Raw genomic sequence first — 16,597 nt, 5'->3', positions numbered from 1 at the left:
GGGAAGCTCCGGGACTACCTCAAGCGGGTCACCGCCGAGCTCGTCGCCCTGCGCGGCAGGCTGAACGAACCCATCGCCATCGTCGCCATGAGCTGCCGGCTGCCCGGCGGCGTCACCGGCCCCGAGGCCCTGTGGGACCTGGTGGCGTCCGGCACCGACGCCGTCTCGGCCCTGCCCGAGGACCGGGGATGGGACCTGGACGCCCTCTACGACCCGGACCCCGACGCGCCGGGCACCAGCTACGCCCGCGAAGGCGGGTTCCTCTACGACGCCGCCGACTTCGACCCCGAGTTCTTCGGCATCTCGCCGCGCGAGGCGCTCGCCATGGACCCGCAGCAGCGGCTGCTGCTGGAGACCACGTGGGAGGCGTTCGAGCGGGCCGGACTGGACCCGTCGGAACTCCGCGACAGCCGCACCGGCGTCTACACCGGCGTCATGTACGGGGACTACGGCGCCCGTGTCCCGCACACCCCCGGCCATCCGGTGCCCGAGGGCCTGGAGGGCTACCTCGTCAACGGCAGCGCGGGCAGCGTCGCCTCCGGCCGCATCTCGTACACCTTCGGCCTGCGCGGACCCGCCATCACCGTCGACACCGCGTGCTCCTCCTCGCTCGTGGCCGTCCACCTCGCGGTCCAGGCGCTGCGCGCCGGTGAGTGCGACCTGGCCGTCGCCGGGGGCGCCACCGTCCTCGCGACGCCCACCATGTTCATCGACTTCTCCCGCCAGCGCGGCCTCGCACCCGACGGCCGCTGCAAGGCGTTCGCGGACGGCGCCGACGGCACCGGCTTCGGCGAGGGCGTCGGAATGCTGCTGCTCCAGCGGCTGTCCGACGCCAAGCGCGACGGCCGCCGCGTCCTGGCGGTCATCCGCGGCTCGGCCGTCAACCAGGACGGCACCGGAGCGGGGCTCACCGCGCCCAACGGGCCCGCCCAGCAGCGCGTCATCCGGGCGGCCCTCACCGCCGCGGGGCTCACCCCGGGCCAGGTCGACGCCGTCGAGGCGCACGGCACCGGCACCCGGCTCGGCGACCCCATCGAGGCGGAGGCCCTCCTCGCCGTCTACGGCAAGGACCGGCCAGCCGACCGGCCCCTGTGGCTGGGTTCGCTGAAGTCGAACATCGGCCACGCCCAGGCCGCCGCCGGGGTCGCCGGCGTCATCAAGACCGTCCAGGCCATGCGCAACGGCCTGCTGCCCAGGACGCTGCACGTGGACGCCCCCTCCAGCCGGATCGACTGGTCGGCGGGCGCGGTCCGCCTGCTCACCGAGGCGACACCGTGGCCCGAGCGGGACGGCGAGCCGCGCCGCGCCGGCGTCTCCGCGTTCGGCGCGAGCGGCACCAACGCCCACGTCGTGCTGGAGTACGACCCGGAGGTGTACGACCCGGAGGCGTACGGCCCGAAGGCGTACGACGCCGACGTCGAGCACGACGACACGACCGCCCCCGCCCGCGACGTCCGGGCCGGCGGACCCGTCCTGTGGAGCGTGACCGCCCGCGACCGGGGCGCGCTCGCCGACCGGGCCCGGCAGTTGCACGACCACCTGGCCGCCCGGCCCGGCACGGACCCCGCCGCCGTCGCCGCCGCCCTCGCCCACCGGCGTACCGCCTTCGCCGAGCGTGCCGTCGTCACCGGCACCGACACCGACACGCTGCTGGCCGGGCTGCGCGCCCTGGCCGCGGGCGAGCCCGGCCCGGTCACCGGCCGTGCCTCCGCCGACCGCCGCGTCGCGGTCCTCTTCACCGGCCAGGGCAGCCAGCGCCCCGGCACGGGCAGGGAACTGTACGCGTCCTACCCCGCGTTCGCCGCCGCCCTCGACGAGGTGTGCGACGCCTTCGGGCCGTACCTGCCCAAGCCGCTGAAGAGCGTCATGTTCGCCGACGCGGGCACCGACGACGCCGCCCTGCTGGACGACACCCGCTGGACCCAGCCCGCCCTGTTCGCCCTGGAGACGGCGCTGTACCGGCTGGTGACCGGCTGGGGCGTCGAACCCGAGGCCCTCATGGGGCACTCCGTGGGCGAACTCGTCGCCGCGCACGTCTCCGGAGCCCTCCGCCTCGACGACGCGGCACGCCTGGTCGCCGAACGCGGCCGCCTCATGGCGCTGCTCCCCGAGGGCGGTGCGATGGCGGCCGTCCAGGCGAGCGAGGAAGAGGTGCGCGTGCGGCTCGCGGGCTGCGAGCACGAGGTGGCCATCGCCGCCGTCAACGGGCCGCAGTCCGTCGTCGTGGCGGGCGACGAGGACGCCGTCATGGACCTGGTGGCCGCGCTGCGGAAGGAGGGCCGGGTCACCAAGCGGCTGAAGGTGAGCCACGCCTTCCACTCGCACCGCATGGACGGCATGTTGACACAGTTCGCGCAGGTTGCTCGCGGCCTGGACGTCCGCGAGCCCAGGATTCCTGTCATGTCGAACCTGACCGGAGAGTTCGCCACGGGCGGCGTCCTGTGCACCCCAGAGCACTGGGTCGGGCACGCGCGCGGCACGGTGCGGTTCGCCGACGGGATAGGCGCCCTGCGCGCCGAGGGTTTCGACACCTTCCTGGAGGTCGGCCCCGACGGCGTCCTCACCGCCATGACGCGCACCTGCCTGGACGCCGAGGAGCGGCCGGACGTACGGGAACGCGACGTCCTCACCGTGCCCGTGCTGCGCCGGGGCAGGAGCGAGGTGACGGCACTCACCCACGCCATGGCCACGCTCCACGCGGGCGGCGCGGCGGTCGCACCGGCCGCGCCGCGCGCCGACGACACGGCCCTCGCCGCCGACCTGCCGACCTACCCCTTCCAGCGCTCCCGCTACTGGCTCGACGCACCCGGTCCCGGACACCCGGGCGACGACCTCCCCGGCTCCGCCGGCGACGGCACCGTCCACACGGTCACCCTGTCCACCGCCACCGCCCCCTGGCTCGCCGACCACACCATCGGCGGCGCCGTGGTGGTGCCCGGCACCGTGCTGCTCGACGCCGCGCTCGCCGCCGCCGGTGGCGACCGGATCGCCGAACTGACCTTCTCCGCCCCCCTGGTGCTCGACGGCGACCGGCCGGTCCGGCTGTGCGTACGGCTCGGTGCCGCCGACGCCACGGACGGCACCCGCGGCCTGGAGATCCTGTCCGACTCGGGCACCGACTCCGGTGCCGGGGGACGCTGGACCACGCACGCCACCGGCAGCGTCGCCCCCACCGACGGCCGTGACACCGGGCTGCCCATGGAGGTCTGGCCCCCGGCGGGCGCCGAACCCCTCTCCCTGGACGGCCAGTACGAGCGGTTCGCGGCGGCCGGTGTCGGGTACGGGCCCGCCTTCCGCGGCCTGCGGGCCGCCTGGCGCCACGGCGACGACCTGTACGCCGAGGTGGCACTGCCCGAGGGCCTCACCGCCCACGGCTTCGCCGCGCACCCCGCGCTGCTGGACGCCGCCCTGCACGTCATCGCCGTCGGCCGCGACGGCTCCCACGGCCTGCTGCCCTTCTCGTGGACCGACACCGTGCCGCACGGGCGGCGCGCGGCCGGCACCCTGCGGGTGCGGATCGGCCGCACCGACGGCGACGCCGTCACCGTCACCGTCACGGACACCGAAGGACACCCCGTCCTCACCGCCGGCGCGCTCGCCCTGCGGCCCGCCGCCGCACCCGTCGGCACGGCCGCGCTCCCGCTGCTCCACCTGGCCTGGGCGCCGGTCACCGGCCACCAGGGCGGGCCGGACGACGACGCCATCGTCATCGACGTACGGGGCGAGGACGATCCGCACGCGGTCGGCCACCGAGTCCTCGGCCTCGCCCAGGACCTGCTGTCCGGCGGCACCGGCGGCACCGGCGGCGACCGGCGCCTGACGGTCGTCACCCACGGCGCACAGGACACCGGAACCGGCGTCACCGACCCGGCCGCCGCCGTCGCCTGGGGCCTGCTGCGCAGCGCGGCCACCGAGCACCCCGGCCGCTTCGCCCTCATCGACACCGACGACACGCACGCATCGGCCGCCGCCCTCGCCACCGCGGTGCGCATGGGCGGCCAGTTGGCCCTCCGCGACGGGCGTATCCTCGCGCCCGCCCTCACCCGGACGGCACCGGAGACCGGACAGGGCGCCACCACCCCGTGGACGCCCGCCTCCCGCGTGCTCGTCACCGGCGGCACCGGAAGCCTGGGCGCCGCCGTCGCCCGTCACCTCGCCCACCACCACCAGGTGCGCAAACTCGTCCTGGTCAGCAGGCGGGGCAACCAGGCCCCCGAGGCCGCCGGGCTCGTCGCCGAACTGCAAGGCGCGGGCACCGAGGTGGTCGTCGCCGCCTGCGACGCCGCCGACCGGGCCGCGATCACCGCCCTCGTCGCCGAACACCCCGTCGACGCCGTCGTGCACACCGCCGGGATCGTCGACGACGGTGTCCTCACCGCCCAGGACCCCGCCCGCCTCGACGCCGTGCTGCGCCCCAAGACGGACGCCGCGCTCGTACTGCACGAGGCCACCCGCCACCTCGCACTCGACGCGTTCGTGCTGTTCTCCTCCGCCGCCGGGATCCTCGGCAGCGCCGGACAGTCCGCCTACGCGGCTGCCAACGCCCACCTCGACGCGTTCGCCGCCTGGCGCCGCGCCCAGGGCCTGCCCGCCCACGCGCTCGCCTTCGGCCCCTGGGCCGGCGGCGGCATGGCCGCCCACCTCGACGGGGCCGACGCCGCCCGGCTCAGCCGCACCGGCATCGCCGCCCTGCGCCCCGAGGAGGCCCTCGACCTCCTCGACAGGGCAGTGGCCGGCGACCGCCCCGCCGTCGCCCTGATGCGCACGGTGCCCGCCACCGAACCCGGCACCGTGCCCGGCGTGCTGCGTCCCCTGGTCACCACCCATGCCCCTCGGGCGACGGTGACCACCATGGCCGACGCGTCCGCCGAGCCGCGCCCCACACTCGCCGAGCGGGTGCGGGACCTGCCCCGCACCGAACGGTTCGCCGCGGTCCTCGAAGCCGTACGCACCGAAGTGGCAGCCGTCCTCGGCCACGGCGCACCCTCCGCCGTCGCCCCGGGCCGCAGCTTCAAGGAAGCCGGCTTCGACTCCCTCACCGCCGTCGAACTGCGCAACCGCCTCACCGCCGAGACGGGACTGCGCCTGACCGCCACCCTCGTCTTCGACCACCCGACCCCGATCGCCCTCGCCGAGCACCTGGAGCGCGAACTGCCAGGAGCCGAGGAGGCCGTGCACGACCTGGTGGACCGGCTGCGCGAGGCGGCCGGGGCGGACGAGCTGCGCGACACCGTCGTCGACACGATCCGCGAGCTGCTCGCCGAACTCACCGGCCGGGACACAGAGACAGAGACACAGACAGAGACACAGAACGCCGGCGGCACCGTCAACGACCGCCTTCAGTCAGCCTCCGACGAGGAGCTCTTCGAGCTGCTCGACAGCGGGTTCCGCACCGCCTGAGGCACCTTCAGTACCGACACCGCCAGGGGGAAAAGCCGTGCCCGCCAACGACGCCACCGTCACCAGCAACGAGGAGAAACTCCGCGACTACCTCCGCCGCGCGATGGCGGAGCTCCAGGAGACCCGCGAACAGCTCAGCGCGGCCACGTCGCGGGCGCACGAGCCCGTGGCGATCGTCGGCATGGCGTGCCGCTTCCCCGGCGGGGTCGACTCGCCGGAGGCGCTGTGGGAGCTGGTGTCCTCCGGCACGGACGCGGTGTCCCCGTTCCCCACCGACCGGGGCTGGGACCTGGAGCGGCTGTACGACCCCGACCCGGACGCGGTCGGCCACTCGTACGTCCGCGAGGGCGGCTTCCTGCACGACGCGGCCGAGTTCGACGCCGGGTTCTTCGGCATCTCGCCGCGCGAGGCCGTCGCCATGGACCCGCAGCAGCGGCTGCTGCTGGAGACCGGCTGGGAGGCCCTGGAGCGGGCCGGCATAGCGCCGTCCGCCCTGCGCGGCAGCCGCACCGGCGTCTTCGCGGGCGTCATGTACCACGACTACGGCACCGGCCGCTCCGGCGGCGACGACGAGGCCGGCGGCTACCTCGGCACCGGCACCTCCGGCAGCGTCGTCTCCGGCCGCGTCTCCTTCGCCCTCGGCCTGGAGGGCCCGGCGGTCACCATCGACACGGCCTGCTCTTCGTCGCTGGTCGCCCTGCACCTGGCCGCCCAGTCGCTGCGCGCGGGCGAGTGCGACCTCGCGCTCGCCGGCGGTGTCACCGTCATGGCGAACCCGACGGCCTTCGTGGAGTTCTCCCGCCAGCGCGGCCTCGCCACCGACGGCCGTTGCAAGGCCTACGCGGACGGTGCCGACGGCACGGGCTGGGCCGAGGGCGCGGGCATGCTCCTGGTGGAGCGGCTCTCGGACGCCGTACGCAACGGACACCGCGTCCTCGCCGTTCTGCGCGGCTCGGCCGTCAACCAGGACGGCGCGAGCAACGGCCTGACCGCCCCCAACGGCCCTTCCCAGCAGCGGGTCATCCGCGACGCGCTCGCCGCCGCGGGCCTGGGCGTCACCGACGTCGACGCGGTCGAGGGCCACGGCACCGGCACCCGGCTCGGCGACCCCATCGAGGCGCAGGCGCTGCTCGCCACCTACGGGCAGCGCACGGGTGCGGCGGAACCTCTGTGGCTGGGCTCGCTGAAGTCGAACATCGGGCACGCGCAGGCGGCGGCCGGTGTCGGCGGTGTCATCAAGATGGTCAAGGCCATGGAGCACGGGGTGCTCCCGCAAACCCTGCACGTCGACGCCCCGTCGAGCGAGGTCGACTGGGAGTCGGGCAAGGTCTCGCTGCTGAGCGAGCGCCGGGACTGGCCCGAGGTGGGTCGGCCGAGGCGGGCGGCGGTGTCCGCGTTCGGCGTGAGCGGTACCAACGCGCACGTGGTCCTGGAGCAGGCACCGGCGGTGGAGGACGCCCCGGCCGGTGACGCGGTGCTCCCGGTGGTGCCGGTGGTGGTCTCCGCGCGTTCCGACGAGGCTCTGCGCGCCCAGACGGCCCGGCTGCGGGCCCGGCTGGAGGCGGCTCCCGAGCTGGACACCCACGATGTGGCGTGGACGCTCGCGACGGGGCGCTCGGCGCACGAGCACCGGTCCGTCGTCCTGGCCGGCGGGCGTGATGAACTGCTGCACCGGCTCGGCGGCGAGGCCGTGGCCGGAGTCGTCGAGGGCGTCGCCTCCGACGACACGGGCCGGACGGTGCTGGTGTTCCCGGGCCAGGGGACGCAGTGGGTGGGCATGGGTGCCCGGTTGCTGGCGGAGTCCCCGGTGTTCGCGGCGAAGCTGGAGGAGTGCGGGCGGGCTTTGGCGCCGTTCGTCGACTTCGATCTCGTGGAGCTGGTCCGCGAGGGCGGCGCCCTGGACCGGGTGGATGTCATCCAGCCCGTCACCTGGGCCGTGATGGTGTCGCTCGCGGAGTTGTGGCGGTCGTTGGGGGTCGTTCCCGATGCGGTGATCGGTCACTCGCAGGGTGAGATCGCCGCGGCGGCTGTGGCGGGTGCGCTGTCGTTGGAGGACGCGGCGAGGGTCGTTGCTCTGCGTGCGCAGGTCATTGGGCGTGAGCTGGCCGGGCTCGGGGGCATGGCGTCGATTCCGCTGCCGCGTACGGAGGTGGAAGCGCGGCTCACGGAGTGGGTCGGGCGCTTGGACATCGCTGCCGTCAACGGCCCGAAGTCCACGGTTCTCTCCGGTGACGCGGAGGCGATCGTGGAGTTCGTCGCCGCGTGCCAGGCGGAGGACATCCGGGCCCGTCAGGTGCCCGTCGACTACGCCTCGCACTCGGCGCATGTGGAGCGGATCGAGGCCGAACTCCTTGACGTTCTCGCTCCGATCACGCCCCGGGCTTCTGACGTCCCGTTCTTCTCGACGGTTGACGGTTGCCTGATCGACACGTCGACTGTCGGCGCCTCGTACTGGTACCGGAATTTGCGTCAGACCGTCCGTTTCGAGGACACCGTCCGTGCCCTGCTCGACCAGGGCTTCACCACGTTCGTGGAGTCCAGCGCCCATCCGGTGCTGACCATCGGCATCCAGGAGACCGCCGATGTGGTTGCCGTGGGCTCGCTCAAGCGTGACGACGGGGGCCTGGAGCGGTTCCTGACCTCGGCGGCCGAGCTGTTCGTGGCCGGCGTGGACGTCGACTGGGCCGCGCTGTTCACCGGTACCGGTGCCCGGCACGTGGACCTGCCCACGTACGCCTTCCAGCGCTCCCACTACTGGCTGGAGCCCTCCGCCCCCGCAGCCGCCGACGGCCACGCCACCCGCGACGGCCTCTCCTACCGCGTCACCTGGAAGAACCTGACCGCCGCCTCCCGCGACGACGAGCGGCTCACCGGCCGCTGGCTGGTCGTCGCCCCCGAGGGCGAGCCCGACGCGGCCTCCGCGATCCGCGAGGCCCTGGCCGCGCGCGGCGCGACGGCGGAGACCCTGCTCGTCGACCCGGCCACGGTCGACCGGTCGCGGCTCGGGGCCGCCCTCGCCGGGGCCGCCGAGCGGGACGGCGCCGCGCCGCTCGAAGGCGTCCTGTCGCTGCTTTCCCTCGCCCGGGGCGCGCACGCCGAACACCCGGAACTGCCGCTGTCCCTCGCCGCGACCCTGGCCCTCGTCCAGGCGGCCGGGGACGCGGGCACCGAGGCCAGGCTGTGGGCCGTCACCCGAGGTGCCGTGGCCGTCGCGCCCGGCGAGACGCCTTCCCCCGCCCAGGCCCAGATCTGGGGCTTCGGCCGGGTCGCGGGCCTGGAACTCCCCCGCTGCTGGGGCGGGTTGGTCGACCTCCCGGCCCGAACCGCCGAAACCGCCGAAAGCGCCGGAACCGCCGGTGCTACCGGTACCGCCGACGCCCGCGTCCTGGCCCGGCTCGCGGCGCACCTCGCGGCGCCCGGTGCGGAGGACCAGGTCGCCGTGCGGCTCTCGGGAACGTACGGGCGCAGGCTCGTCCCGGCCGACAACGGCGCCCCCGCACGCGCGTACACCCCGCGCGGCACGGTCCTCGTGCTGGGTGAACTCGACACCGTCGCCGCCCCGCTGGCGCGGCGGCTGCTCGACGGCGGCGCCGATCGCGTCGTCCTCGCCGGGAACGTCGACGCGAGTGCGGTGCACGACGCCCTCGGCGGGCTCGCCGGCCGCGTCACCGTTGCCGACGGCGACCCGGCGGACCCCGGCCGGCTGCGCGACCTGATCGCCACGCACGGCCCCACCGCCGTGCACGTCGCCCCGCCGACCGCGCCGCTGGCCACCGTCGCCGAGACGACCGTGGAGTCACTGGCCACGGCCCTGGCCGTCAAGACCGGCCTGGCCACCCGGATCGACGGGCTGCTCGAAGACGCCGACCTGGTGGTGTTCTCGTCGGTCTCCGGCACCTGGGGCGGCGCGGGGCAGGCCGGGTACGCCGCCGGTACCGCGCACCTGGACGCCCTCGTGGAGTGCCGCCGCGCCCGGGGCCTCGCCGCCACCTCCGTCGCCTGGACCCCCTGGCAGGGCTCGGCGGCCGGACCGGCGGCCGGGGACCAGTTGCGGCGCACCGGACTTGAGCCCCTCGATCCCGAACGGGCCCTGGACGCGCTGGAGCGGGCGCTCGCCGAGCGCGGCGGCACCGTCGCCGTCGCCGACGTCGACTGGCAGAGGTTCGCCGCCGCCTACACCGCCGTCCGCCCCACCGCGTTCCTCGACGAACTGCCGCAGGTCAAGGCCGCCCGCGCGGCCGAGGCCGAGGACCGGCCCCAGGCACCGGGAACGGGCCTGGCCGCGTCCCTCGCCGGGCTGTCCGACCAGGAGCGCACCCGCCACCTGCTGCGCCTGGTCCGCTCGCACGTCGCCGCCGTCCTCGGCCACGAGTCGCCCGACGGCATCGCGCCCGACCGGGCGTTCCGTGACCTCGGGTTCAACTCCGTGACGGCGGTGGAACTGCGCAACCGGCTGGCCCGCGCCACCGGGCTCACCCTCGCCGCCTCGCTGGTGTTCGACCACCCCAGCACCGAGGCCGTCGCCCGCCACCTCCAGGAACTCGTCGCCGGTGATGACGAGACCGCCCCGGACGCCTTCGCCGCCCCGCCGCAGCAGCCGGCCTCCGAGGACGACGCCGTGGCCGTCGTGGGCATGGCGTGCCGTTTCCCCGGCGGCGTCACCACGCCCGAGGAGCTGTGGCAACTGCTGGTCGCCGGCGGCGACGCCATCACCGGCCTGCCCCGCGACCGCGGCTGGAACCTGGGCGAGCTGTTCGACGACGACCCGGACGCCAAGGGACGCACGTACGTCCGCGAAGGCGGCTTCCTGCACCAGGCGCCCGACTTCGACCCGGAGTTCTTCGGGATCTCCCCGCGCGAGGCGCTGGCGATGGACCCGCAGCAGCGGCTCCTGCTGGAGACCGCGTGGGAGGCGTGCGAGCGCGCCGGGCTCGACCCGAAACTGCTGCGCGGCAGCCGCACCGGCGTGTTCGTCGGCACCAACGGGCAGCACTACATGCCGCTGCTCCAGAGCGGCGACGAGGACTTCGACGGCTACCTCGGCACCGGCAACTCCGCCAGCGTCATGTCGGGCCGGCTCAGTTACGTCTTCGGCCTCGAAGGCCCGGCCGTGACCGTCGACACCGCCTGCTCGGCCTCACTGGTCGCCCTGCACCTGGCCGTCCAGGCGCTGCGGCGCGGCGAGTGCGGCATGGCCCTCGTCGGCGGCGCGACCGTCATGTCGACGCCCGACATGCTGATCGAGTTCTCCCGCCAGCGCGTGATGTCGCCCAGCGGCCGCTCCCGCGCCTTCGCGGCGGGCGCCGACGGCGTCGCCCTCGGCGAGGGCGCCGGCATGCTGCTCGTCGAGCGGCTCTCCGACGCGCGGCGCAACGGGCACCCCGTCCTCGCCGTCATCCGGGGCTCGGCGGTCAACCAGGACGGCGCCAGCAACGGCCTCACCGCCCCCAACGGGCCCTCCCAGCAGCGCGTCATCCGCCAGGCCCTCGCCGACGCGGGCCTGGCCCCCGGCGACGTCGACGCGGTCGAGGCGCACGGCACCGGCACCGAACTGGGCGACCCCATCGAGGCGCAGGCCCTGCTCGCCACCTACGGCAAGGACCGGCCCGGCGGGCAGCCGCTGTGGCTCGGCTCGGTGAAGTCCAACATCGGCCACGCGCAGGCCGCCGCCGGTGTCGCGGGTGTCATCAAGATGGTGCTGGCGCTGCGCGAGGGCGTCCTGCCGCGCACCCTGCACGTCGACGCCCCCACCGAGCGGGTCGACTGGGAGTCCGGCCAGGTCGCCCTCCTCACCGACACCGTGGCGTGGGCCGAGCGGGACACCCCGCGCCGCGCGGGCGTCTCCGCGTTCGGCATCAGCGGCACCAACGCGCACGTCATCGTCGAGGAACCGCCGCGCACCGAGCCCGGCCCGGCCGAGGCGGCCGACGGCGACCCGTGGGCCGACGTCACCGTCCCGCTGCTGCTCTCCGCGCGCTCGGAAGCCGCCCTGCGCGCCCAGGCCGCCCGGCTGCGCGCCGACCTCGTCGAGCGCCCCGCCCTGCACCCGGCCGACGCGGGCTACACCCTGATCACCTCGCGCTCCCGCTTCGACCGGCGGGCCGCCGTCATCGGGGAGAGCCGCGAGGAGCTGCTCGACGCGCTCGGCGCGCTCGCCCAGGACCGTACGCACCCGGCCGTCGTGCGCGGCACCGCGGGCCCCGGCGACCGCATCGTGTTCGTCTTCCCCGGCCAGGGCTCCCAGTGGGCCGCGATGGCCGAGGGGCTGCTGGAGCGCTCCCCGGCGTTCGCCGCGTCCGCCCGGGCCTGCGACGAGGCGCTGCGCGCCTACCTCGACTGGTCGGTGCTGGACGTGCTGCGCCAGGAGCCGGGCGCGCCCTCGCTCGCCCGGGTCGACGTGGTCCAGCCGGTCCTGTTCACCATGATGGTCTCCCTCGCGGCGGCCTGGCGTTCCCTCGGCGTCCACCCGGCCGCCGTCGTCGGCCACTCCCAGGGCGAGATCGCCGCCGCGTACGTGGCGGGCGGCCTCACCCTCGACGACGCGGCCCGCATCGTCGCCCTGCGCAGCCAGGCGTGGCTGACCCTGGCCGGCAAGGGCGGCATGATCGCCGTGTCCCTCCCGGCCGGGGAACTCCGCGCCCGCCTGGAGCGGTTCGGCGACCTGCTGTCCGTCGCCGCCGTCAACAGCCCGGGCACCGCGGCCGTCGCGGGCGACCCGGACGCGCTGCGCGAACTCCTCGACGAGCTGACCGCGGAGGGCGTCCACGCCCGCGCCATCCCCGGCGTGGACACCGCCGGTCACTCGGCGCAGGTCGACGCGCTCAAGGACCACCTCATGGAGGTCCTCGCGCCCGTCGCGCCGCGCTCCGGCGACATCCCGTTCTACTCGACCGTCACCGGCGGCCTCCTCGACACGGCCGCGCTCGACGACACGTACTGGTACCGCAACATGCGCGAACCCGTCGAGTTCGAGCAGGCCACCCGTGCCCTCGTCGCCGACGGCCACGACGTGTTCATCGAGTCCAGCCCGCACCCGATGCTCGCCCTCTCCCTCCAGGAGACCATCGCCGACTGCGGCAGCGCCGCCGCCGTGCTCGGCACCCTGCGCCGGGACAAGGGCGGGCCCCGCTCCTTCGGCGCGGCGCTCGGCGCCGCCCACGTCCACGGTGTGGAGATCGACGGCGAGGCCCTGTTCGGCAGCGACTCGCGCCGCGTCGACCTGCCGACGTACCCCTTCCAGCGCGAGCGCTACTGGTACCACCCGGCCGACCGGCGCGGCGACGTGTCCGCCCTCGGCCTCGAAGAGGCGCGGCACCCGCTGCTCGGCGGCGGCGTCGAACTCCCCGAGTCCGGGTCCGTCGTGTACACCGCCCGCATCGGCGCCGACTCGCGGCCCTGGCTCACCGACCACACCCTCATGGGAACGGTCCTGCTGCCCGGCGCGGCCCTGATCGACCTCGCCCTGTGGGCGGGCCACAACTCCGGCTGCCCGCACCTGGACGAGCTCGCCCTCCAGGCGCCCCTCGCCCTCCCCGACGAGGGCGCCCTCGACCTGCGCGTCCTGGTCGGCGCCGCCGGCACCGACGGGGCCCGCACCCTCACCGTCCACTCCCGCGCGGCGGGCGCCGAACCCGGCACCCCCTGGACCCGGCACGCCGAGGCCACCGTCACCCCGGCGGCCGGCGAGCAGCCCCCGGCGCCGCACACCGTGTGGCCGCCGCGCGGCGCCACACCCGCCGGGCCCGCCGGACCGGACGAGTTCTACGCCCGGTTCGCCGAGCGCGGCTACGACTACGGGCCGCTCTTCCGGGGCTTCACCGCGGGCTGGCGCGACGGCGCGACCGTCCACGCCGACGTCGCCCTGGACCAGCGCGTCCAGGGCGAGGCGGGCCGCTTCGGCATCCACCCCGTCCTCCTCGACGCCGCCCTCCAGGCCCTGAGCCTCGGCTCGTTCTTCCCCGAGGACGGGCAGGCCCGCATGCCGTTCGCCGCGCGCGGCGTCCGCCTCCACGCCACCGGCGCGGACCGGCTGCGCGTCACCGTCGAACCGGCCGGTGACGAAGCGGTGCGCATCCGGTGCGCGGACTTTGCCGGCGCGCCCGTCCTCGACATCGACGAACTCGTCGTACGCCCCGTCTCCGCGGCGCAGTTGGCGGCCGGCGCGGGCGGCACCGGGCGCAACGGCTCCCTGTACGAGGTGCGCTGGCAGCCGGTGACCGCCCCGGCCACCGTGCCGCCGCTCCGCTGGGCCGTCGTCGGCGAGGACCACGCCAAGCTCGTCGCCGCCCTGGAGGCCGCCGGCACCGGCGCCGACTGGTACCCGGACCTGGCCGCGCTCGTGGCCGCCGCCGGCTCCGGGGGCGCCCCCGACGTGGTCGCCGTGTCGCTGCCGCAGGCCGCCGTGCCCGACGCGGCCACCGTGCACACGGTGGCGCACCGGGCCCTGGACCTGGCCCAGGGCTGGCTGGCGGCGGGCCCCGCGCTCGCCTCCGCGACGCTCGCCCTCGTCACCCGGGGCGCCGTCGCCACCGGACCCGACGAGCAGCTCACCGACCCGGCGGCGGCCGCCGCGTGGGGCCTGTTCCGCTCCGCGCAGTCCGAGGAACCGGACCGCATGGTCCTGCTCGACGTGGCCGCCGACGCCGTCGACGGCACCGCCCTCGCCGTGGCCCTCGCCACCGGCGAACCCCAGCTCGCCGTGCGCGGCGACGGTGTGCGCGTCCCCCGGCTCACCCGGACCGGCGACAACACGGGCGGCACCGGCGACACGGGCGGCGACCGGCTCGCCGTCCCGGCCGGCACCCCGGCCTGGCGGCTCACCGGCTCCGGCAACGGCACCCTCGAAGGGCTCGCGCTCGTCCCGGCGCCCGACACCCGGGCCGCCCTCGCCCCCGGACAGGTGCGCATCGCCGTCAAGGCCGCCGGGCTCAACTTCCGCGACACCCTCATCGCCCTCGGCATGTACCCGGGCGAGGGAGTCATGGGCGCCGAAGGCGCGGGCGTGGTCACCGAGACCGGGCCCGACGTCGAGGGACTCGCCCCCGGCGACCGGGTGTTCGGCATGTGGACCGGCGGATTCGGCCCGTACGCCGTCGCCGACCGCCGCATGGTCGCGAAGATCCCGCACGGCTGGTCCTACGCCGAGGCGGCCTCCGTCCCGGCCGTCTTCCTCACCGCCCAGTACGCGCTGACCCGCCTCGCCCAGGCCAGGCCCGGCCAGTCCGTGCTCATCCACGCCGCGGCCGGCGGCGTCGGCATGGCCGCCCAGCAGCTCGCCCGCCACCTCGGCCTGACCGTGTACGCCACGGCCAGTACCGGCAAGTGGGACACCCTGCGCCGCCTCGGCCTCGGTGACGACGCGATCGCCAACTCGCGCACCACCGAGTTCGCCGACCGGTTCCTCACCGCGACCGGCGGGCAGGGCGTGGACATCGTCCTCAACTCCCTGGCGGGCGAGTTCGTCGACGCCTCCCTGCGGCTCCTGCCGCGCGGCGGCCACTTCCTGGAGCTGGGCAAGGCCGACGTCCGTGACGCCGAGCAGGTCGCCGCCGACCACCCCGGCATCCGCTACCAGGCGTTCGACCTGGTCGGGGCCGGTCCCGACACCGTCGGCGAGATGCTCGGCGAGCTGCTCGCCCTGTTCGAGGCGGGCGCGATCGCACCGCTGCCGCTGACCGCGTACGACATCCGCGACGCCCGGAGCGCGTTCCGCACCCTCAGCCAGGCCAAGCACACCGGCAAGATCGTGCTGACCATGCCCCCCGCGTTCGACGCCCACGGCACCGTCCTGGTCACCGGCGGCACCGGCACCCTCGGCAGCGCCGTCGCCCGCCACCTGGTCACCACCCACGGCGTACGCCACCTCGTGCTCGCCTCACGGCTCGGCCCGGACGCCGAGGGCGCCGGCGCGCTCGCCGCCGAACTGCGGGAGTCGGGAGCCGACGTCACCCTCGCCGCCTGCGACGCGGGCGACCGCGACCAGCTCGCCGCACTGCTCGACGGCATCCCGGACGACCACCCGCTGACCGCCGTCGTCCACACGGCCGGCGTCCTCGACGACGCCACCGTGCCCGCGCTCACCCACGCACAGATCGACCGGGTCATGCACCCCAAGGTCGACGCCGTGCTCAACCTGCACGAACTCACCTCCGGCAAGGACCTGTCGGCGTTCGTCGTCTACTCGTCCTCCTCCGCGCTCTTCGGCAGCCCCGGCCAGGGCGGCTACGCCTCCGCGAACGCCTTCCTCGACGCCTTCGCCGGCTACCGGCGCGGCCTCGGACTGCCCGCGCTCTCCCTCGCCTGGGGCCTGTGGGCCAACAACAGCCGCATGGCCGACCACCTCGACCAGGACGGCATGCACCGCAGGCTCGCCCGTGGCGGCATCCTGCCGCTCACCGACGAGGAGGGCCTGGCGCTCTTCGACGCCGCCCAGACCCTCGACGTCCCGCTCCAGGTCCCGATCCGGCTCAACCAGGGCGTGCTGCGGGCATCCGGCGCCGTCACCCCGTTCCTCAGCGGCCTCGTCGGCGAGGTGCGCACCGCCCCCGGCCGGGCCGCCACCGGCGACAACGGCGACGCCGACACGGCCGGTCTCGCGGGCGTCCTCGCCGCCCTGCCCGCCGACGAGCGGCGCCAGGCCGCCGTGGAGGCGGTACGCGCCCACGCGGCGGCCGTCCTCGGCCACGGCGCGCCCGAATCGGTCCCCGTCGACCGGGCGTTCAAGGACCTGGGCTTCGACTCGCTGACCGCCGTCGAGATGCGCAACAGGCTGGCCGCCGCCACCGGGCTGCGCCTCCCGGCCACCCTGGTCTTCGACCACCCGACCCCCGAGGCGCTCGGCGAGCACCTGTACCGCAAGCTCGCCCCGCAGACCGGCACGGCCGACACTCCGGCGGACGACCTCACCGGCAGCACGGACGTGTCGGAGGCAGCCGTGCTGAGCGGCCTCGACCGGCTGGAGCGGCTGTTCGCCGCGCTCGCCGACCGGGCGGCCGACGGCGCACCGGCCTCCGGCTCACCGGCCTCCGGCTCACCGGTCGACGAGGGCGTACGCCAGGAGATCGCGGCCCGCCTCGCCGCCCTCTCCGGGACATGGAGCGGGCTGCACGCCGGGTCCCCCGACGGCACATCGGTGGCCGAGGCCATCGAAGCCGCCGACGACGACGAGATCTTCGCATTCATCGACGAACGGTTCTGA

1 protein-coding gene and 1 pseudogene are annotated in these 16,597 nt (G+C 75.7%); both read left to right on the top strand.

The annotated features are described in order from the left end of the window. Positions 1-3: 3 nt before the first annotated feature. Positions 4-5,400 (top strand): annotated as a pseudogene (locus ACZ46W_RS32455) (type I polyketide synthase); the annotation flags it as partial. 37 nt (positions 5,401-5,437) lie between these two features. Further along, positions 5,438-16,597 carry an SDR family NAD(P)-dependent oxidoreductase gene (locus ACZ46W_RS32450; RefSeq protein WP_468345442.1) on the top strand — a complete coding sequence of 3,720 codons (11,160 nt, stop codon included), beginning with the start codon at positions 5,438-5,440 and terminating at the stop codon, positions 16,595-16,597.

The sequence above is a fragment of the Streptomyces sp. NPDC031064 genome, from assembly GCF_055570965.1.
This window is presented reverse-complemented; position numbering and strand designations above follow the sequence as displayed.